This is a genomic window from Xenorhabdus innexi, assembly GCF_002632485.1.
Taxonomy (GTDB): Bacteria; Pseudomonadota; Gammaproteobacteria; order Enterobacterales; family Enterobacteriaceae; genus Xenorhabdus; species Xenorhabdus innexi.
Genome location: NZ_NIBU01000030.1, coordinates 1 through 20,768, shown reverse-complemented (window position 1 = coordinate 20,768; position 20,768 = coordinate 1). Strand labels below are relative to the sequence as shown.

Annotated in this window: 15 protein-coding genes and 5 tRNA genes; 1 reads left to right on the top strand and 19 read right to left on the bottom strand. The window is 43.6% G+C overall.

Going from position 1 to position 20,768, the window contains the following annotated elements:
- Nucleotides 1-141 precede the first annotated feature (141 nt).
- The 18 genes from gshA to gpt all read right to left on the bottom strand — a co-directional run bounded on the left by gshA (nt 142) and on the right by gpt (nt 17,484).
- Entirely contained in the window at nt 142-1,701 is a 1,560-nt protein-coding gene (gshA, locus tag Xinn_RS12425) for a glutamate--cysteine ligase (RefSeq protein ID WP_086953911.1), read from the bottom strand.
- 196 nt (nt 1,702-1,897) lie between these two features.
- A tRNA-Arg gene (locus Xinn_RS12420) sits at nt 1,898-1,974 on the bottom strand.
- An 86-nt stretch (nt 1,975-2,060) separates the two neighbouring features.
- Nucleotides 2,061-2,137, bottom strand: a tRNA-Arg gene (locus tag Xinn_RS12415).
- 84 nt (nt 2,138-2,221) lie between these two features.
- Nucleotides 2,222-2,298 (bottom strand) — tRNA-Arg (locus Xinn_RS12410).
- Between the two features lie 88 nt (nt 2,299-2,386).
- Nucleotides 2,387-2,463 (bottom strand) — tRNA-Arg (locus Xinn_RS12405).
- A gap of 9 nt (nt 2,464-2,472) precedes the next feature.
- Nucleotides 2,473-2,565: transfer RNA gene (locus Xinn_RS12400), tRNA-Ser, on the bottom strand.
- Nucleotides 2,566-2,986: 421 nt separating this feature from the next.
- Nucleotides 2,987-3,172: a carbon storage regulator CsrA gene (gene csrA, locus Xinn_RS12395; RefSeq protein ID WP_010845367.1), complete on the bottom strand. Its 186-nt coding sequence runs from the start codon at nt 3,170-3,172 to the stop codon at nt 2,987-2,989.
- 247 nt (nt 3,173-3,419) lie between these two features.
- A complete protein-coding gene (gene alaS / locus Xinn_RS12390) occupies nt 3,420-6,047 on the bottom strand; it encodes an alanine--tRNA ligase (protein ID WP_086956471.1) in 2,628 nt (875 codons plus the stop codon).
- A gap of 314 nt (nt 6,048-6,361) precedes the next feature.
- Entirely contained in the window at nt 6,362-7,438 is a 1,077-nt protein-coding gene (gene recA, locus Xinn_RS12385; protein WP_086953913.1) for a recombinase RecA, read from the bottom strand.
- 251 nt (nt 7,439-7,689) lie between these two features.
- Entirely contained in the window at nt 7,690-8,193 is a 504-nt protein-coding gene (gene pncC / locus Xinn_RS12380) for a nicotinamide-nucleotide amidase (protein WP_086953914.1), read from the bottom strand.
- A gap of 25 nt (nt 8,194-8,218) precedes the next feature.
- A complete protein-coding gene (gene lplT, locus Xinn_RS12375) occupies nt 8,219-9,415 on the bottom strand; it encodes a lysophospholipid transporter LplT (RefSeq protein WP_086953916.1) in 1,197 nt (398 codons plus the stop codon).
- A 4-nt stretch (nt 9,416-9,419) separates the two neighbouring features.
- On the bottom strand, nt 9,420-11,573 hold the full coding sequence (aas, locus tag Xinn_RS12370) for a bifunctional acyl-ACP--phospholipid O-acyltransferase/long-chain-fatty-acid--ACP ligase (RefSeq protein ID WP_422645989.1): 2,154 nt from the start codon (nt 11,571-11,573) through the stop codon (nt 9,420-9,422).
- Between the two features lie 137 nt (nt 11,574-11,710).
- A complete protein-coding gene (gene aroL / locus Xinn_RS12365) occupies nt 11,711-12,241 on the bottom strand; it encodes a shikimate kinase AroL (protein ID WP_086953917.1) in 531 nt (176 codons plus the stop codon).
- A 166-nt stretch (nt 12,242-12,407) separates the two neighbouring features.
- Entirely contained in the window at nt 12,408-13,661 is a 1,254-nt protein-coding gene (gene proA / locus Xinn_RS12360) for a glutamate-5-semialdehyde dehydrogenase (RefSeq protein ID WP_086953919.1), read from the bottom strand.
- A 10-nt stretch (nt 13,662-13,671) separates the two neighbouring features.
- Nucleotides 13,672-14,775, bottom strand: a complete 1,104-nt coding sequence (gene proB, locus Xinn_RS12355; protein WP_086953921.1) for a glutamate 5-kinase — start codon at nt 14,773-14,775, stop codon at nt 13,672-13,674.
- Between the two features lie 300 nt (nt 14,776-15,075).
- Nucleotides 15,076-15,465 carry a sigma factor-binding protein Crl gene (gene crl, locus Xinn_RS12350; RefSeq protein ID WP_086953922.1) on the bottom strand — a complete coding sequence of 130 codons (390 nt, stop codon included), beginning with the start codon at nt 15,463-15,465 and terminating at the stop codon, nt 15,076-15,078.
- A gap of 73 nt (nt 15,466-15,538) precedes the next feature.
- Nucleotides 15,539-16,786 (bottom strand): esterase FrsA, encoded by a 1,248-nt coding sequence (frsA, locus tag Xinn_RS12345; protein ID WP_086953924.1) that lies wholly within the window; start codon nt 16,784-16,786, stop codon nt 15,539-15,541.
- Between the two features lie 239 nt (nt 16,787-17,025).
- Complete coding sequence (gpt, locus tag Xinn_RS12340) at nt 17,026-17,484, bottom strand: xanthine phosphoribosyltransferase (RefSeq protein WP_086953926.1); 459 nt, start codon at nt 17,482-17,484, stop codon at nt 17,026-17,028.
- Nucleotides 17,485-17,740: 256 nt separating this feature from the next.
- Between gpt and pepD the strand changes: the two genes are divergently transcribed.
- Complete coding sequence (gene pepD, locus Xinn_RS12335) at nt 17,741-19,201, top strand: beta-Ala-His dipeptidase (protein ID WP_086953928.1); 1,461 nt, start codon at nt 17,741-17,743, stop codon at nt 19,199-19,201.
- 128 nt (nt 19,202-19,329) lie between these two features.
- Here the strand turns inward: pepD and dinB are convergent, their stop codons facing one another.
- The gene (gene dinB / locus Xinn_RS12330; RefSeq protein ID WP_086953929.1) at nt 19,330-20,385 is read right to left on the bottom strand and encodes a DNA polymerase IV; all 1,056 of its coding nucleotides are present in this window, start codon (nt 20,383-20,385) and stop codon (nt 19,330-19,332) included.
- Between the last annotated feature and the right edge of the window lie 383 nt (nt 20,386-20,768).

Genomic DNA, 20,768 nt, shown 5'->3' with positions numbered 1-20,768 from the left:
TTTACGAAAAATTTTTCAAATAGATGAAACCTTTCTAATTGCAGCTGGTCTTAACTTATGAAGACGCGCAAAATTGTTATCATCCTTATTTTTCTAAGAGACTTTTTTATTCGGCCACCACTCGGTGGCCATTTTTATTTTTTAAGACCCTGCATGTAATTTTAGATAATCATCAAAACACATGTTGTCTTGTTGTTCCAGAGTACGCTGCCGCTCCACTGAAGCCTCGCGTTCCGCAGAAAAACGTTCATCATTTAGTATACTATACGGCTCGTTAACTAATTCCATATAATATTTATTAGCCAGTTCCAGCCCAAACCCAGTAATTCCCTGAGTTTTCATCCGTTCTAATACACGAGCAGAAAATGTTAGTGATGGATCTTCAAACATGCCCACCAGTTCCTTACAAACTGACTGATACTGTGACCCGGAGCAACTATCCAAGACCTCAGCAACACGTTCCAGATCAGCAAATAATTTCTGCCCGACGACTTTAAGCGGTTGCAGTTCAACCCCATGACCAATACCAATGTTCAGGTCAGGCTTACGCCCTTCAAGGATCACTTTATTCCAGTTTTTGCGACAACAATCCAACTCTTCACTGCTCATTTCAGGAGAATCAGCGACTGCACACCATATCAAAAATAGATCCAGAAAACGAAGCTGTGTCTCATCAACACCAATCGATGTGAACGGATTGATATCCAGAGAACGAATTTCAATATATTCCACACCTCCGCGAAGTAAAGCATCTGAAGGTGATTCTCCTTCTTTAGCTACACGTTTAGGGCGTATCGGTGCATACAGTTCATTCTCTATCTGAAGAACATTAGTATTCAACTGTAAATACTTACCGTCTTTCTTCAGTCCCAGAGCGGCAAATTCAGCCGATGGCTTGTGAATTGCTTTCTTGAGTCCAGCGACATATGTGTGCAGGCTATTAAAAGTAATATTCAGATCACTCTGCGATTTATTGGTATACCCTAAATCACTCATTCTCAAAGAAGTCGCATAAGGTAGATAGCTGGTTCCTTTTTCAGTATGTTCAAAGGATAGAGCAGTACTTCTCCCACGTAAAAATGAGGAACAAATTGCCGGTGATGCGCCAAACAAATACAGGATTACCCAACCGAACCGATAGTAATTGCGGATCAGTTTAAAATACCCTTCTGAAATTTGTTCTTTACCGCTTTCTGCATCTTTTACACCTAACCATGCCTGCCAAAAGCTGATTGGCAGTGAAAAATTATAATGTACGCCAGAGATAGTCTGCATCAATGCACCATAACGATTTTTCAACCCTTCCCTATACAGAGTCTTAAAACGCCCGATGTTAGATTGACCGTACTGTGCCAGAGTTATATCCTCTTCCTTATCAATGAAGCATGGCATACTCAGAGGCCAGTTTTTTTCATTGACCAGATTTTTTGCAGTATATCGATGTAAGTCTTTAAGAAAATCAATCGTTCTTTTTATGTCATTATCGACAGGGGTGATAAACTCCAGCAAAGATTCAGCAAAATCGGTTGTAATCCATTTATGTGTTAAGGAAGCACCTAGCGGTTCTGGATGCTTTGTCATAGCTAAATGACCATCTGGAGTAACACGCAATGTTTCACGTTCAATACCACGACAAATGCCATCTAAAACGGCTGGATTTGCCTCTAACCATGACAATGCTCTTGATACATCCGGGATCAATTTGACCTCCCGTGGAGTTTTAATAAGATGATTATTGAGCGCTTACTTTATATCAAACAAGCCAAATTGTCGCTGACTACATAGCTACGAAGATATGTTATTGAACAAAACATAAACACAGAATGATAAAATAAATATAATGTATAAAAAGAAAAACGAAAAACCCCTGCCTATTAAAGCAGGGGTTCATCTAATATGGTGCATCCGGGAGGATTCGAACCTCCGACCGCTCGGTTCGTAGCCGAGTACTCTATCCAGCTGAGCTACGGATGCATTGTCAATTTTCTATGTTCTGTTCAGGCGCTGTCGCTTACCTGATTTTTCAGAACTGAATGCCCGATAAATCGTTGCATTTAATATGGTGCATCCGGGAGGATTCGAACCTCCGACCGCTCGGTTCGTAGCCGAGTACTCTATCCAGCTGAGCTACGGATGCATTGTCAATTTTCTATGTTCTGTTCAGGTGCTGTCGCTTACCCGATTTTCCAGAATTGAACACCCGATAAATCGTTGTTTAAAATGGTGCATCCGGGAGGATTCGAACCTCCGACCGCTCGGTTCGTAGCCGAGTACTCTATCCAGCTGAGCTACGGATGCATTGTCGGTTTTCAGTGTTCTGTTCAGGCGCTGTTGATTGCCTAAATTTTCAGAATTGAGATACCTAAGTAAATCGCGGAGTTTAAAATGGTGCATCCGGGAGGATTCGAACCTCCGACCGCTCGGTTCGTAGCCGAGTACTCTATCCAGCTGAGCTACGGATGCATCTTAAAATGGCGGTGAGGGAGGGATTCGAACCCTCGATGCAGCTCTTAACCACATACTCCCTTAGCAGGGGAGCGCCTTCAGCCTCTCGGCCACCTCACCATACGCTTTAAAACTTTCGACTTGAACTCTTTTAAGCTTCACCTCTGAGATTTGATTTACTCAGAAGCTTTTCTCTTAAAGCTCTTCGTCGCTGCGATGGCGCACATATTACTTTCCCAGCCTGATAAGTCAAACAATTTTTCGCAACTTTTTTCCGTTTGAATACTTTGCGCTCAAAGTGAGTGGTTTAACGTCTAAAAGGCTGTTTTGCCAGCAGCAAAATTACCGAATAGAGATGAAGATTTGTAGAAAAAATTATTCATCGCTATGGCATCATGAATGATGTCTTTTCAACAGATAGAAAATAAAAAGACGTGAGAGAATAGAATTAAGGTAACAAAGAGAGATAAATCGGCTTGATTCATAAAGAAGGGATAGAGTAGCGCCCAAGTTTTAAAAAAGCATGGACGCCATTCCTGAATTAAAAAGTTGTAGGCTGAGACTTCTCTGCCTGAATCCGTTGATAAATCTCTTCACGGTGAACAGAAACTTCCTTGGGCGCATTTACACCAATGCGAACTTGGTTGCCTTTAACTCCCAGTACTGTAACTGTTACCTCATCGCCTATCATGAGCGTTTCACCAACTCGACGAGTCAGAATAAGCATTCTTTGCTCCTTGAAAATTTAAAAGAGTCGGGTCTCTAGGTTTCCCCGCTATTATCCATCAAACACCGTGAAAACGTAAAGCTATGGTATCTACTTAAAGTATAAGCAGTTTTGAACACATCACTTGTATCTATAGGATAGCTAAAATATAAGTATGTGCACAACATTTCAACAATTTCACAACGAAAAACATTTGGCACCATAAAAAGATTGATTCATGGTGCCACTACTATCACTGTAATACCAACTACAACCGCAATGTGACCCACTCTTCTACACTGTCCAATGCGGAAGGAAGAGCTGATACGTCCGTCCCGCCAGCCTGAGCCAGATCAGGACGACCTCCTCCTTTACCTCCAACTTGTTGGGCAACGAAAGAGATTAAATCGCCCGCTTTTATTCTAGCAGTCAAATCCTTCGTTATACCAACAATTAGGGTGACTTTATCACCAGTCACAGTAGAAAGCACAATAATTGCTGATCCTAATTGATTTTTCAGATCATCCACCATTGTTCTGAGCATTTTTGGTTCTACATCACCCAACTGGGTTACCAGCAGGCGAACACCCTGAATATCTTTTGCCTGATTAGCCAAAGAAGAGCTTTCCTGAGCTGCCTGCTGCGATTTCAGCTGTTGCAGTTCTTTTTCCAGCTGCTTCGTTCTATCCAGCGTCGTTTTAACTTTCTCATTCAGGCTGTTGATATCACCCTTCACCAAGTAAGCTATATCTTGCAATAAATCAGTCTGCTGATAAATAGAATTAAGTGCGGTTTGACCTGTTACGGCTTCGATACGACGAATACCCGCAGCCGTACCTGATTCACTGGTAATACGGAATAATCCGATATCGCCGGTACGGCTTGCATGAGTCCCACCGCACAACTCAGTGGAAAAATCCCCCATGCTCAATACGCGCACTTTCTCATCATACTTTTCACCAAATAGTGCCATAGCACCCTTGGTTTTTGCCTCTTCCAAATCCATTACATCTGTAATAATTGGTGAATTCTTACGAACTTCTTCATTCACCCGGTTTTCTACCAGACGGATTTGTTCTGGCTTCATCGCCTCAAAATGGGAGAAGTCGAAGCGCAAATACTTGTCATTTACCAGAGAACCTTTCTGAGAAACATGTTCTCCAAGAATTTGACGCAATGCTGAATGTAGCAAGTGAGTTGCTGAGTGATTCAGACGAATGCTATTTCTGCGTACCACATCAACTTCAGCATTAACTGCAGTATTAACGCTTAGACTGCCACTTACCAATTTACCAATATGACCAATTGCCTGACCGTATTTTTGTGTATCTGTAACTTCAAATACACCTTCCGTGCCGGACAATTTACCGGTATCACCTACCTGACCACCGGATTCAGCATAAAAAGCGGTTTTATCAAGAATGATGATCGCTTCTTCACCTACATTTAGATGCTCTGTCACTTCTCCGTTACGGAAAATAGCGGTTACTGTGGCTTCCTGAGAATTATGCTCATAACCAGAGAAATCGCTCTGACCATCAACTTTAATTACGTCATTATAATCAGTGCCAAAACCGCTGGATTCGCGAGCACGGCGGCGCTGATTCTCCATAGCTGCCTCAAAACCTTTTTCATCAACCTTGATATCACGCTCACGACAAACGTCGGCAGTCAGATCCAGAGGAAAGCCATAGGTATCATAAAGACGGAAGGCTGTTTCGCCATCTAAAGTATTGCCGGATAGTTTTGCCAGCTCTTCATCCAGTAATTGCAGGCCACGTTCCAGAGTTCGGGCAAACTGCTCTTCTTCTGTTTTCAAGACCTGCTCAACCAACGTTTGCTGACGCTGAAGTTCTTCACCTGCGGTTCCCATGATTTTGATCAACGGAGCAACCAGCTTATAGAAGAATGTTTCTTTAGCGCCCAGCATATTTCCATGACGGATGGCACGGCGAATGATACGGCGAAGCACATAACCGCGGTTCTCATTCGATGGAATAACACCATCACAAATTAAGAATGAACATGAGCGAATATGGTCAGCAATAACACGCAGAGATTTGTTAGTGAGGTCAGTAGCTCCTGTAACTTCTGCTACTGAAGCAATCAGGTCACGGAATGCATCGATTTCATAGTTGGAGTTTACATGTTGCAGTACGGCTGCCAGACGTTCTAATCCCATTCCGGTATCAACAGAAGGTTTTGGCAATGGCTCCATTGTGCCATCTGAATGACGGTTAAACTGCATGAAAACGATATTCCAGATTTCAATATATCTGTCACCGTCTTCTTCCGGACTCCCCGGAGGACCACCCCAAATATGTTCGCCGTGGTCATAGAAAATTTCAGTACAAGGGCCACAAGGACCTGTATCACCCATTTGCCAGAAATTATCTGACGCGTAAGGAGCGCCTTTATTATCACCAATGCGAATAATTCTTTCGGTAGGAACGCCGACTTCTTTGCTCCAGATATCGTAGGCTTCATCATCTGTCTCATAGACAGTTACCCACAGCTTTTCTTTTGGCAGGTTGAACCACTCAGCACCAGTCAGCAATTCCCACGCATAGTTAATTGCATCCTGTTTAAAGTAATCACCAAAACTGAAATTACCCAACATTTCAAAGAAAGTATGATGGCGGGCTGTGTAACCAACATTTTCTAAATCGTTATGCTTACCACCAGCACGAACACAGCGCTGAGCCGTTGTTGCTCGGGTATAAGGCCTTTTATCCAATCCAAGGAAAACATCTTTGAACTGGTTCATTCCTGCGTTGGTGAACAACAATGTTGGATCATTCGTTGGCACCAATGAACTACTTGGTACTATCTGGTGCCCTTTAGTTTGAAAAAAGTCAAGAAACGCTTGACGGATCTCAGCGGTGCTTTTGCTCATAATTGTCCCGAAATCAAGCTGAAAAACAGAATCATAGATGGTTGAAGTGATAAGTTTTATTACCATCTCAACTCACGAACAGGGTTAAGATAGAGTGTCTTCCATAAGAAGTAAAATCCCATATAAATCCACTCGCTTTTCAGCATTGTAATTCGTCTGAGCATTTTCTGAAAGTCTGTTTGTCAGACCAGTTCCGATGCACTTACTACATCGGTATTTATTATTTCCATAAAAGAAAAAACCACACCCTTTCAGAATGTGGTTTTTTCAGACTATCTATGACAACAAAACTATGGCAACAGAAGAAAAAGCTATCAGAACTCTTCGTTATTTACTTCTTCTGCTTTGTCTTCATAATCAGTGACATAATCTTCAGCCGCACTACTGAATCCACCAGCGTTATTCAGTAATAGCTCACGTAGTTTTTTATCTAATTCAGATGCAATTTCTGGATGCTCTTTCAGGTAAGTCGTGGCATTTGCTTTACCCTGACCAATTTTATCGCCATTATAGCTGTACCATGCACCTGCTTTTTCCACCATTTTGTGTTTGACACCCAGGTCGATAAGCTCACCATAAGTGTTAATACCTTCGCCATACAAAATTTGGAATTCAGCCTGTTTAAATGGTGCTGCAACTTTGTTTTTGACAACCTTCACGCGGGTTTCACTGCCAACAACTTCGTCACTGTTTTTCACTGAGCCGGTACGACGGATGTCCAAACGGACAGATGCATAAAATTTCAGTGCGTTACCGCCGGTCGTAGTTTCCGGATTACCAAACATCACACCAATTTTCATACGGATCTGGTTGATAAAGATCAGCAGTGTATTCGAGTTTTTCAGGTTCCCGGCCAGTTTACGCATCGCCTGACTCATCATACGTGCCGCCAGACCCATATGTGAATCACCGATTTCACCTTCGATTTCTGCTTTTGGTGTCAGCGCAGCAACGGAGTCAACAACAATAACATCAACCGCACCAGAACGTGACAAAGCATCACAGATTTCCAGCGCCTGTTCACCCGTATCAGGCTGAGAGCACAGTAAGTTATCAATATCTACACCCAGTTTTTTAGCATAAACCGGATCAAGGGCATGTTCAGCATCGATGAAAGCACATGTTCTACCTTCACGCTGAGCTGCGGCAATAACCTGAAGAGTCAGCGTTGTCTTACCGGAAGACTCTGGTCCGTATATCTCAACAATACGCCCCATTGGCAAACCGCCTGCCCCCAAAGCAATATCGAGTGACAGTGAGCCAGTAGAAATGGTTTCAACATCCATTGAGCGGTTTTCGCCCAGACGCATGATAGAACCTTTACCAAATTGTTTTTCAATCTGGCCCAGTGCCGCTGCTAGTGCCTTTTGTTTGTTTTCATCGTTAGCCATGTTTACTCCTTCGTAAGCAATGAAGTGAAGGGGGCTGCCCCACTGCTGATAAAACCGTTTATGATGCTATGTCTAATAAGACTATTGGTTCAATAAAACTATTAATTCAATAAAATTAGTTCAATAAAACAATGTCATAAGACCACGTTCGTAGAGCAATTTAATAAAGCAATGCTTTATAAGAGCAACAATGTGGTTTATGCGACCAAAATGCCGGAAGTAATTATACTGTATAATCATACAGTATCAAGCTAATTTTTTATGATTTCTTCCAACAGTGTTTTTAAAGAAAAAATCACAGACTGGAGACGCACAGAATAACGGTCGCCCGTGAAAAGCCGGCGATATGATCTTGTATATATCTTTTTGCCATCACGGACGGCAAACCCAAAGCAGACTGTGCCGACGGGTTTTTCTTCGCTACCGCCATCTGGCCCGGCTATTCCACTGACTGAAACCGCAAAATCAGCTTTAGCAGCTTCTAATGCTCCTACAGCCATTTCTTTAACGACCTGTTCACTGACTGCCCCAAACTCAGTTAATGATATCTGCGAAACACCCAGCATCTCACATTTTGAATCATTACTGTAAGTCACGAAACCGCGATTAAAATAGACAGAGCTTCCCGCAATATCTGTGATCACCTTTGCAATCCATCCACCTGTGCAGGATTCTGCACAGGTGATAGACAGATTTTTCTGGCGTAACCTTTTCCCTAGTTCAATACTAAGCTGATTCAGGATTTTTTCATCCATAGGACGCCTTTAACTCTATAAGAAATTAATTTTTCTGAAGCCGATCCCAAATCCATAATCCTCCGATTGCTAAAGAGAATAGAACCCCAAAGCCGATACCAATAGCAATAACGGATATTTCTAGCATGGTGGAAATTAAGTATAGCCCCAGCATAATCAACATTGCGCTGTTTTCACCCAAATTCTGTACCGCTACGGCCTTACCAGCTCCCATCTCATGCTTTCCATGCTCCTGTAACAACGCATTTAATGGCACAACGAAAAATCCACCACACAAACCGATCGTAATCAGGATGAGATATGAATGCCATACTGAATGTTGAATGACAAACATGATAACAATAACACCAATCAGAATTCCGGCAGGCATACAACGACGTACTGTCTTCAGCGTAATGAACCGTCCAGCCAACCCCGCTCCCACAATAATACCAATAGCAACCACCGCATTCATTAGAGTTGGTGTCGTATTGCCTTCAATCCCCAGAACAATGGGTACCCACGCAACCAACAAAAAGCGGAGGGTAACTCCGGCCCCCCAGAACAGGCTGGTTCCAACCAAAGAGAAACGGGTTTCCGAATTATTCCAAAGCGATGAGGTTACAGCGATAAAATCCTGTAACATTGCTTTGGGATACCAACCTTTTGCCTGTCGGGCAGCCGCTAAACGGGGTATGTAAAAATTGGCTATGACTGCCACACCATACACCAGAGCACATATTCCTAGTGCCAGAAACAGGTTCATATCAGAAAGAAAGCCGCCAACTACAGAACCAATCAGAATAGCTGCAATTGTCGAAGCTTCCATCATACCATTGGCTTTGACCAGATGTTTGCCGTCTGTCAATTCACCTAAAATCCCATATTTGGCCGGAGAATAAGCTGCTGCCCCGATCCCCACAAGGGCATATCCCAGAAAAGGATTCATATCAATGCAGATACTGATAGCTCCCAGCAATTTTATGCCATTGGAAAAGAGCATAACTCGGCCTTTCGGGAAGCGATCAGCAATTTGCCCCACAAAGGGGGCACATACAATATAGGTCAGTACAAAAACAATTTGCAGGGCCGGCAGGCTCCATCCCGGATAAGACTCAGCTTTCAATTGAGCCAGTATCGAAAAGAATAAAGCGTTGTCGGCAAAAGCGGAGAGAAACTGGGATAGTAAAACAGCCTTCATTCCCCTGTTTAATAATGGTTGAGCCTCCACAGTGCCACTCATTTTTTTACTCCTGTTCTGCCATTTTTCTCAATGTGACAAAATCAGGTTTGCCACTGCCCAGCAGGGGTAATTGCTTCATATAACGGATATCACGCGGAACTGCCAGTTCCGGTATCCCAATTTCACGGGCAGAAAGCAGCATTACACTTCTGTTTAGAACGGTATCAGTTGTAAACAGAACCAGTGCTTCACCCTTGCTGCTGTCACCTTTTGCTGTTGCTGCATGCAGAGCTTCGGGCGAAATACGTAAAGCTATCTGCTCTACAGCTTCAAGAGAAACCATTTCACCTGCCAGTTTGGCAAAACGCTTTACTCGCCCTTTGATCGTACAGAAGCCGTCTTCATCAATAGAAACGATATCACCTGTGTCATACCAGCCTGTCTGGATATTCCCTTCCGCATCTTCTGCCGCAGGAGGCTCCAGACGATCCGATGCTTCAACCCGCAGGTAGCCTTTCATAATATTTGGCCCGCGGACTTGCAAACGACCGCCTTCTTCAATACCCGGTACGGGTAATAAACGTGCTTCCATACCCGGTAAAATTCTGCCGACTGTACCTACCTTAGCTGCCATTGGTACGTTGATTGCGATAACAGGAGCGCACTCTGTCACACCATAGCCTTCCAGAATCCGGATACCAAATTTATCCTGCCAAACATTTTTGGTACTTTCCGACAGTTTTTCAGCACCGGCAATGACATAACGCAAACGGGAAAAATCATAAGGATGAGCAAAGCGGGCATAGTTACCCAGAAAAGTGGAGGTTCCGAATAGAACAGTACAGTTCTGATCATAAATGACTTCAGGCACAACACGATAATGCAGTGGATTCGGGTAAAGAAACACACGGCTTCCCGTCATCAGCGGGATGAATAATCCGACTGTCAGCCCAAATGCATGAAACAGGGGCAAAGAAGACATAAAACGATCCTTTGGAGTAAAATCCGCAATCGTTTTAATTTGCTCAACATTTGCCAATAAACTGGCATGACTGTGGACAACACCTTTCGGTGCCCCTTCAGACCCGGAAGTAAACAGGATCAGCGCATCATCTTCTGGTTTCTGTGAAGGTAGCATAGCTCTGGCGGGAAAAATCAAATGCCAGAGTACCCACAGTTTATCTTCCCGCTTAATCGTATCTTTCAGATCTTCAAGGTAGACCCAATTCGCTTCTGTTACCTGTTCTGGCAGATGAGTCAACTTACCTTTCTCAAGAAAGTCGCGGGAAGTGACGATTGTTTTGATGGTCGCAGCCTGTATAGCATTTTTAATACCACTGCTCCCTGCCGTGTAGTTCAATAAAGCCGGTATCCGCCCTCTCAGCGATGCACCATATATCGTCGCCGCCATAACAGTCGCGTTGGGCAGTAAAAGCCCGATTTTTTCACCTTCCTGCGTAAATCGTTCTAAAACCCGACTGACGCCCAATATTTTTTTCAGTAATGCGTGATAGCTATCTTCTTTCAGTGCAATATCTTCAATACAGGGTTTAAAACGCCCGAAACGTTTTTGAGCTGTGAGATAAGCGCTGAATAGTGTTTCTTTCGGGCGAGTCTGCATCCTTACATCCATCATGACAGCATGCAACCTCTCTCCTGCCAGACGGCGACGGCTTGCAGAATCCGGTGCATCAGGCATCGGGAAATCCATTGCAGGCAAAATCCGGATGGTAATTCTAGGGAACCAGTGCTGCTTCATGACGCCTCTTAAACGCCCGAAAATGCTTTGTTCTGCACCATCAATACGGATAGGTACAATTTTCGCGTCAGATTTAGCCGCAATGAATGCTGCACCATCGTAAACTTTCATCAAAGAGCCCGTTACCGTGATCCTGCCTTCAGGGAAAATCACTATCGGGCGACCATTGTCAATTTCCTTCACCAAAGTCCTGACTGCCATCGGATTAGTAGGGTCCAGAGGCACAACATCAGCAAATGGTTTAATAAATTTGAGGAAAGCCCTTGTCGCGATATTAGTATAAATAGCAAATACCGGCTTTACAGGCAGGAAAAGCCCTATCAGGAGTCCGTCCAGAAAGGAAATATGATTGGGTGTAATAATGCACTTAGGGTGTTTGAAATGCTTATCGTCACCTTCGACTTTCACTCTGAAGAGTACACGTACAAGTAATCTCAGAACCTTTAAGAGTATATCCATATCTCAATCCATATATCTCAATATAATTAAGCAAAATTAAAGTGAGTAAGTAAAATGATACTATAAGAGGTATAAATGGTCTGAGATACTAGATTTATTAGTCTTATAATAAATAAGTGTAAAAATAAAAAAATATATCAAATTATCTGCTTATATTGACCCAATATATAGCTTTTAATATCACAAACAATATTTTCTATCGATAAGGTGGCATCTATAATGAGGTGTGCACATTCACGGTATAACGGTTCCCTTTCTGCCAATATTCCCGTTATTTCTTCCGTTATGGATTTTCCAGTCAGACTGGGACGTTGTGAATTTTCCGGATTAAGCGAGAGCCGCTCTACCAAAACGGCTGCCGGTGCCTGCAAATAAATCACAACACCATTTTGCCGCATATACTGCCGATTTTCTGCCGCCAGTATCATTCCTCCCCCCGTAGAAATCACCCTGTTTTGCTGACTCACAGCTTTCAGGGTTTCGCTTTCCAACTTTCTGAAATAGTCCCAGCCACGTTGTTCAACAAGCTCCGCGATTGTCATTCCACAGGAAACCTGGACATTTTCATCAGTGTCAATAAATTGATACGATAATACTTCAGCCAACACATTACCTATTGTCGTCTTCCCTGCACCTCGTGCACCCACGATGAATAGAGTCTGTTTCATTTCGTTGTCTTCCTGAAGTTCAGTGTGCTCACACCTAAATACAAAGTATAGTAACTAAACATTTACACCTATGTAAAAAATATATTTTCTTGTACAGGAAAAGCCACACTTTACATTAAGTGTGACTTATTCTGATTCAAATATTACTTAAAATAGAATCTTGTCATTACCTACGGGAAAGGTAATCTCCGTATCCAATCCATTTGTAAGTCGTCAGCGCATCCAGTCCCATCGGGCCTCTGGAGTGTAGTTTCTGAGTACTGACAGCAACTTCAGCCCCTAAACCAAACTGACCACCATCAGTAAAGCGCGTGCTTGCATTTACATATACAGCGGAAGAGTCAACTCGATGAACAAAATAGTCAGCATGCTGTAAACATTCTGTCAGAATAGCATCCGAATGAGCCGTACCATAATGACGTATATGCTCAATCGCCTTATCGATATTACTGACAATTTCCACATTCATATCCAAAGAAAGCCATTCATCACAATAGTCTTCTTCTGTCACTGTAACCACTTTTGCCGGGCCGTCCTGTAATAATGCCATTGCTGATACGCCTGCATGCAATGTTACGCCCTGCGCTTTCATTCTGGCACTCAGCTCCGGCAAAAAGTCAGCGGCTATTTTTTCATGTACCAGCAACGTTTCCAGTGCATTACACGCACTTGGGCGCTGGATTTTAGCGTTAGTGATAACTTCCAGTGCTTTTTCAAAATTCACATGTTCATCCACAAACGTGTGACAAACACCAATTCCTCCGGTGATCACCGGAATAGTAGATTGTTCACGGCAAAGTTTGTGCAACCCGGCACCGCCACGCGGGATCAACATATCGATATAACGATCCATTTTCAGCATCTCGGCAACCAGCTCACGGTCTGGTTTATTAATCGCCTGTACCGCTGACGCAGGCAGACCACTCTGCTCCAACGCCTGCTGGATAACTTTAACCATTGCCTGATTGGTATGATGGGTTTCTTTACCACCACGTAATATCACTGCATTACCTGTTTTAAGGCACAATGATGCCACATCAATCGTAACATTAGGGCGAGCTTCATAAATGACCCCAATCACTCCAAGAGGGACACGGCGGCGACTCAGTTGTAGCCCGCTATCCAACAGTTGCCCGTCCATCACCTGACCAACAGGATCTGCCAGACGGCAAACCTGACGGACATCATTAGCAATCATCCGTAAACGGTCAGGAGTCAGTAATAAGCGATCAAGTAAAGCATCATTCATGCCCTGCGTACGGGCTTGCTCCATATCCTGCTGATTGGCAGTGAGGATCACTTCTGCTTCTTTTTCTAGTAAATCAGCAATGTGGCTCAGAGCCTGATTTTTCTGGCCAGTACTTAACTGAGCCAATTGCCATGATGCTGCCTTAGCTGCTTTTCCCATCTGCTCTAGCATGGTGGAATCCTTAACTTACGATCATATCATCACGGTGCACAGCAACTGCACCATATTCATAACCTAATACCTGGCTGATTTCCTGTGAGTGACGGCCTGCAATCAGGCGTAAAGCATCACTATTGTAACGGCATACGCCATGAGCCAGTTTCTTACCGGATAAATTACAGATACGAACCACTTCACCACGGGAAAAGTCGCCTGTAACACTTTTAATGCCTTTCGGCAGTAAAGAACTGCCTTTTGCGAGAATGGCGGCTTCTGCACCACTATCCACCATGATTTCTCCCGCAGAAGGCGCACCGAAGATCCAGCGCTTGCGATTTTCCATCGGGCTGGTCAGGCCATGAAAACGCGTTCCCACCGCTTTTTCTTCAATCACATCAGCAATCACGTTCGCTCTGTTACCGGCTGCGATGATGACATCAATTCCGGCACGGCCTGCTATTCCTGCCGCCTGAAGTTTTGTTGCCATTCCACCGGTTCCGAGACCTGAAACACTGTCTCCCGCCATCATTTTGAGTTCATCGCTGATATCGTGCACTTCACGGATCAGTTCAGCATCTGGATTATTACGGGGATCAGCAGTATACAGGCCTTCAATGTCAGTCAGGAGCAATAACTTATCCGCAGTGCCCAGAATTGCCGCCAGCGCAGAAAGATTATCGTTATCGCCGACTTTAATTTCCGCCGTTGCTACTGCATCATTCTCATTGATAATCGGGATAATGTAATTATCAAGCAGTGCGTGCAGCGTATCCCGTGCATTCAGAAAACGTTCACGATCTTCCAGATCAGCACGAGTCAGTAACATCTGCCCGACATGAATGCCATAGATAGAAAAAAGTTGCTCCCATAACTGAATCAACCGGCTTTGTCCTACGGCGGCAAGCAACTGCTTTGAAGCAATGGTTGCCGGAAGCTCTGGATACCCCAGATGTTCCCGACCTGCTGCAATTGCACCTGAAGTCACAATAATAATACGGTGACCTTTTTCATGTAGCTGCGCACATTGCCGAACCAACTCTACTATGTGAGCACGATTCAAACGGCGGGAACCCCCTGTCAGTACACTTGTTCCCAGTTTTACAACCAATGTTTGTCGGCCATTCATCATATTTCTGCCACTATTAATTTGAAAAGGCTAATTTGAAAAATCTAATTTGAAAAAAACAATAAATTCAAAACACAGTACATTCAAAAAAACAGTGCTCAGTTTTAGCAGGAGAGAAGCGTTATGCCAACTGGCATAACACAAAATTCAAAAAAAGTTGATTTATACCCTATCAATTTCAACATTCAGCCAATGTAAAAGGCATAAATCCCCAGAAGCACAGATAACTGATGACTATGCTCCCTGGGGTAAATGAGTACTGCCCAAAAAGAGGCAACCTGAAAGGCAAGGTGTATATAGTTAATTCTGTGGGGTGAATGTGTTTTCGGATGGAGTCAGTGTAAGTTGAAGGGTATTCAAAGAATCAGACAGGCGTTGATGAAACGCCTGTAATGTTGACTCAAGCTGTTTGAAATCTGCATCTTTTTTGATATTCATCGGCAGCCACTCACCATGTTTATCAAACAGGCCTATCTGATAGTTATAAACGAACCCTTTTTCCTGTTGTTCTAACTCCAGCCACCAGCCCCAGAACTCCCGTTTTTCCGGCGCTGCTTTTGCACTAACGCAAACCGCCAGACAATCAAAGAAGAAATAGTTATTTTGGCACTTTAACTCGCGTAAGTAAGGCCCTAATGCAGAAAAACTCTTTAACAACTTATTTCTGGAATAATTTACGGGTACAGTCATACAAAGGTCTCCTTTATAAACAGAAGCACAGTTGTATCAAATGATTAAAAAATATCAATGATTAAATTTCAGTTTAGTCAACTTTATCTTTCAACCATACACTTGCTTCATGTAATGCCTTATTAAAACCACTATAGGCAGGCATCGCAGGAATTGCCAATAATGAACCATCCATTGAAGATCTGGCGATCAGCTTGGAATCTTCCCCCGGACTGAAAATATCATCTTTCCAATATACAGAGAACATTGGCACAGTGCAGCGACGCCCCAGTAACCCCTGATTTTTCAATGAATAATAACTCAGCTCTGAACGCAGAACTGCTTCATCAACATGGTAGATCCCCAAACGGCTGGCAAGTATATCGGTATACATTGACGGAATTTTCTGCTGCAATTTCTCATTATGCAGCAGTTCATGAACAACCGGACTAACCACTGCCACTCCCTTAATCAGCTGGGATTCCAGATAGGCAAGACGAACGGCAATATTGGCACCGAAACGGAAACCAAAAACGCCCACTCTGGTGTGATCAATCCACGGCACGCTATTCAGTTGCTGCAACACCTGCTGATGAAGAGCGCAGGTATCTTGTGTCAGCGTAAATCTGGCAGAATAGCCGACAGAAGGCATATCTACTGTCAGCATTGCAAAGCCCTTTGGTGAGAAATGTTCCCGAAACAGTCGCCAGTAATCACTTTGCAGGCTATCAATACCGGAGCAGACCAGTATAGTCGGGCAGGGTTCCTGAACTCCGGGAGGGATATGCAATAAGCCGGTAACCGTTTTCCCGTCTTCTACCTGAAATTTCAGTTTTTTCAGTTGATAGTCAGAGAAGTGTGCCGCTTTTTCATAGGATTTATTCGCCAGAACAACTGCCTGATCAGCCAGCTCATCACCATGCAGGTGAGGATAAGCGGCGATACTGTATAACATCGAGGCTTTTAACCAACACTCACTGGCTTCAGGTGCCTGCTCAACATGTTGTGCTTTCTGTTGCCAAAGCATGGCCTGCTGTGACCATTCATATACCCAGTTTCCTCTGCGATAACCAATAACAGTATCCAGCAGGTGGTCATAACTGCGCTCAGCGTCTGTTACAGCAATCCTGCTGAGAATCTCCTGAATCTCCAGCGGATTGATGCCCCTCCAGATCCAGGCGAGCCAGTTAATCATGCGATACCAACGTTCCTGATATGCGCCACTAGGCATTTTACTATCGGCATTAGCTGATGATGGCAAAACATATTTTACCAATGTAGACGTTTCCTGCTGTTTAACCTGAGGTTTAAACAGTGATTCTGAGAGGTTCTGTTTAGTCATGACAAAAGAAATTTATTACTGCTTATTACAAGATATCCAATAAGTTTTGAGCTGCATTGCGATAGTAAAAGAATAACCAAATCCTTCGGGAGCGGATTTGCACAACCAGAGTCTGACCTCCGGTGAGAGTCAAAAGCCTCTCATTAACCCCCCAGAAGCATAGATAACTATGTGACTGGGGGGTCATTATGTAAAGCAAGCAACCAGCAAAAAAATAACTGGAAAAATGAAGGGAATAATTACTGATCGCAAATAGGTGGCACGAACATTACGCCCATATCCCACGGCTGTTCAATCCACGTATTCTGAGGGATATCAATCACATAATCATCGACTAATGGACGACCGGCTGGTTTAGCAAAAATCGTCACAAAATGCGCTTTCGGATACATTTCACGAATTGCCTGAGCAGTACCGCCAGTATCAACCAAATCATCAATAACGATAAAGCCTTCTCCGTCTCCTTCGGCTTTCTTCAGCACGGTTAACTCGCGCTGATTATTGTGGTCATAGCTGGAAATACAGACTGTATCAACATGGCGGATACCCAGCTCACGAGCCAGCAAAGCACCCGGCACAAGCCCGCCACGACTTACGGCAATAATGCCTTTCCACTGCTCTACAGGAAGTAAACGCTGTGCCAGTTTACGGGCATGTATTTGCAACATATCCCACGTTACGACATATTTTTCGCTCATAAAATTTGGTCCTGGAAACTCAGAATATTTTCAGAAAAGAGTTTGTTGCGGAATAAAGGTTGCGCGGGATTATAGTGATTTGAGTCCGCAAAAACCAGCAAAAACAAGGTACGTCCTGAACCGGGATGCGCATTACTAATCAGAAAATGGTATTCTCAGGTATAACCTAGACACTGGACACCTCAAGGCGATAAAAGCCCGGGATGTCAAACATTACATTAATATTTCATCAAGATGCAGCTACAGGAGATTCGCCGTGTCCGAATTATCAACATTATCCCCCCAACCTTTATGGGATATTTTTGCTAAGATTTGTTCCATTCCACATCCATCCTATCATGAGGAAGAACTTGCCTCTTACATCATTGAATGGGCTGAGGATAAAAACCTCCATGTTGAACGTGATGAAGTCGGTAATATCCTGATAAGAAAACCGGCTACAAAAGGCATGGAAGACCGTAAAACGGTTGTACTTCAGGCTCATCTTGATATGGTTCCGCAAAAGAACAATGATACACAGCACGATTTCACGAAAGACCCTATCCGCCCTTACATTGATGGTGACTGGATAACCGCAGAAGGTACAACTCTGGGCGCAGATAATGGTATTGGTATGGCTTCCGCTCTGGCAGTACTGGCCGATGAATCTGTCAAACACGGGCCGTTGGAAGTTTTACTGACCATGACTGAAGAAGCGGGTATGGATGGTGCATTTGGTCTTCAACCCGGCTGGTTGCAGGCGGATATTCTGATTAATACCGATTCAGAAGAAGAAGGCGAAATCTATATGGGTTGTGCCGGTGGCATCGATTATGTTTCAACGCTGCCACTTTCCCGCGAACCCCTGCCAGCAAACTACCAGACATTACAATTAACCCTTAAGGGATTAAAAGGTGGTCATTCCGGTGGTGATATCCATTTGGGGTTGGGTAATGCTAATAAATTACTGGCCCGTTTCCTTGCTGCGCATAGTGACGAATTAGAGCTGAAACTGATCCATTTACAGGGTGGTACTCTGCGGAATGCTATCCCGCGTGAAGGTTCTACCATCATTGCCGTACCAACAGAGCGGCTTCCAAAGCTACAGCAGTTAAAAGAGAATTATCTGGAAATACTGAAAAACGAATATGCAGTAGCTGAAACCAACCTGACTCTTTTGTTGGAGGAAATCAAAACTTCATCGCAGGCATTAACGGCAGATTGTCAGTTCCGTTTTATCTCTATGCTGAACACCATGCCTAACGGTGTTATTCGCATGAGTGATGTTGTAAAAGGCGTTGTAGAGACATCCCTGAATGTGGGTGTTGTCAATATGGAAGAAGATCGCGTCGAGGTTATCTGTCTTATCCGTTCACTGATTGAGAGTGGTAAGGCTCATGTTGTCGGGATGCTGAATTCTCTGACCGGACTTTCCGGTGCAGAAGCAAGCGCAAGTGGTAATTATCCGGGCTGGCAGCCGGATGCTGATTCTCCGGTTATGCATTTAGTGCGTGAAACTTATCACCAACTGTTCGACAGCACACCAAACATTATGGTAATCCACGCAGGTCTGGAGTGTGGATTATTCAAAAAGCCATATCCTGATATGGATATGGTTTCCATCGGCCCAACTATTCGCGGTGCCCACTCACCAGATGAAAGAGTTCACATTAAGAGTGTCGGACAATACTGGCAATTGCTGACGGCTATTCTGAAAGCGATTCCGGTGAAAGAATAATGTCACTGTCCCCTGCCCACAAGTCAGGGGACTATCCTTTATACCTTATGTCTTTCATATGCTCTTCACTCACTATTCCGTAACGTTTTTTCGTAAAACTTGTTCATAAAACATAGCCAGAAACCACATTACCACTCCAGTAATAGCTGCCGTTCCAGTTGGGGGCTTTGTAGTGTCACATGCAGGCCAACTAACCGGACTCCCCTGCCTTCTCTGCGTGTCTCCCAAGCTTGTTTGGCAATTTTCAGCAGATCTTGTTTATCCAATAGCGGATGAACGTGCTCCTGTGTCGTCAGTTGAAAATCATCAAATTTTAATTTGATACCCTGACGGGCAATGCGAAGGTCTGGCTTAACCTTTCCCAACCGCTTTTCCAGTTCGGGGTAAAGCTGTTCAATCAACTCGATACAATCACACCAATCATGGATATCCTTTGCCAGTGTTTTTTCTACCCCGACAGATTTACGTAAACGATCAGTTTTGATTAGGCGTTCATCAATACCATGACAACGCTGCCAGAGCACAAGGCCAAATTTGCCCAGCTTTTTTATTAAATCTAACTTGTCATACTGTTGGACATCTGAACAAGTTTCCAACCCCATATCTGACAAACGGCTGGCAGTCACTTTCCCCACACCGGGAATTTTGCGTAATGGCAGAGATTTTACAAACTCTTCAACCTGTTCAGGGACGATCACATACTGACCGTTAGGTTTATTGAGATCAGAAGCAATTTTTGCCAGAAATTTGATCGGTGCAACACCTGCCGATGCCGTTAACTGTAATTCATCAAAAATCACCTGACGGATTTCTTTGGCAATCAATGTTGCTGAACCGTGGCAATACTGACAATTAGTGACATCCAAATAGGCTTCGTCCAGAGACAGAGGTTCAATCAACTCGGTATAGCGGGAGAAAATCTGGCGGATATGCTGAGAAACTTCTTTATAGTAGGCCATACGCCCTGAAATTACTTTCAACTGAGGGCATAGTTTCATTGCCATTGAGGTAGACATTGCACTATGAACACCAAAACGGCGGGCGGGATAATTTGCAGTACTGATAACTCCCCGCCTGTCAGCACTGCCGCCAACAGCTACCGGAATATCGCGGAGTGACGGATTATCCCGCATTTCAATGGCAGCAAAAAAGCAGTCCATATCAATATGAATAATTTTGCGCATCTGAACTCTCCACGGCAATGATACTGTATAAACATACAGAATAATTTCATGATACGCTAGTTTTTTTAATCTGTTACGGCGCAACAATCGGTTTGCTGTCGCCTTCCATTACCTGAGAAAACTCACTTTTATTAAGATAAGAACAGTTTTATCAGGATAAATCCTTAACCCACTGAGAAACATTAAAAATAACAAATAAATCAAAGTTTATTATTTACGTTCATGGATATAAAAAATAAACTGCAATCTTTTGCAATTAATGGCAGACAGATTTAATTGACACTCATAGATAGGATCTTAAGCAATAACCGTTTATTTTTAGATAGAAAAAAGGCTTCATTTATGATCTGATAATCGTCGCTAAACTAATATCAAAACCACGG

Excerpts from the sequence above, each read along its gene's own strand:
- aroL (WP_086953917.1), bottom strand. The coding sequence starts at position 12,241 with ATGAAACAGACTCTATTCATCGTGGGTGCACGAGGTGCAGGGAAGACG.
- recA (WP_086953913.1), bottom strand. The coding sequence starts at position 7,438 with ATGGCTAACGATGAAAACAAACAAAAGGCACTAGCAGCGGCACTGGGC.
- lplT (WP_086953916.1), bottom strand. The coding sequence starts at position 9,415 with ATGAGTGGCACTGTGGAGGCTCAACCATTATTAAACAGGGGAATGAAG.
- proA (WP_086953919.1), bottom strand. The coding sequence starts at position 13,661 with ATGCTAGAGCAGATGGGAAAAGCAGCTAAGGCAGCATCATGGCAATTG.
- aas (WP_422645989.1), bottom strand. The coding sequence starts at position 11,573 with ATGGATATACTCTTAAAGGTTCTGAGATTACTTGTACGTGTACTCTTC.
- crl (WP_086953922.1), bottom strand. The coding sequence starts at position 15,465 with ATGACTGTACCCGTAAATTATTCCAGAAATAAGTTGTTAAAGAGTTTT.
- pncC (WP_086953914.1), bottom strand. The coding sequence starts at position 8,193 with ATGGATGAAAAAATCCTGAATCAGCTTAGTATTGAACTAGGGAAAAGG.
- frsA (WP_086953924.1), bottom strand. The coding sequence starts at position 16,786 with ATGACTAAACAGAACCTCTCAGAATCACTGTTTAAACCTCAGGTTAAA.
- alaS (WP_086956471.1), bottom strand. The coding sequence starts at position 6,047 with ATGAGCAAAAGCACCGCTGAGATCCGTCAAGCGTTTCTTGACTTTTTT.
- dinB (WP_086953929.1), bottom strand. The coding sequence starts at position 20,385 with ATGCGCAAAATTATTCATATTGATATGGACTGCTTTTTTGCTGCCATT.
- proB (WP_086953921.1), bottom strand. The coding sequence starts at position 14,775 with ATGAATGGCCGACAAACATTGGTTGTAAAACTGGGAACAAGTGTACTG.
- gpt (WP_086953926.1), bottom strand. The coding sequence starts at position 17,484 with ATGAGCGAAAAATATGTCGTAACGTGGGATATGTTGCAAATACATGCC.
- csrA (WP_010845367.1), bottom strand. The coding sequence starts at position 3,172 with ATGCTTATTCTGACTCGTCGAGTTGGTGAAACGCTCATGATAGGCGAT.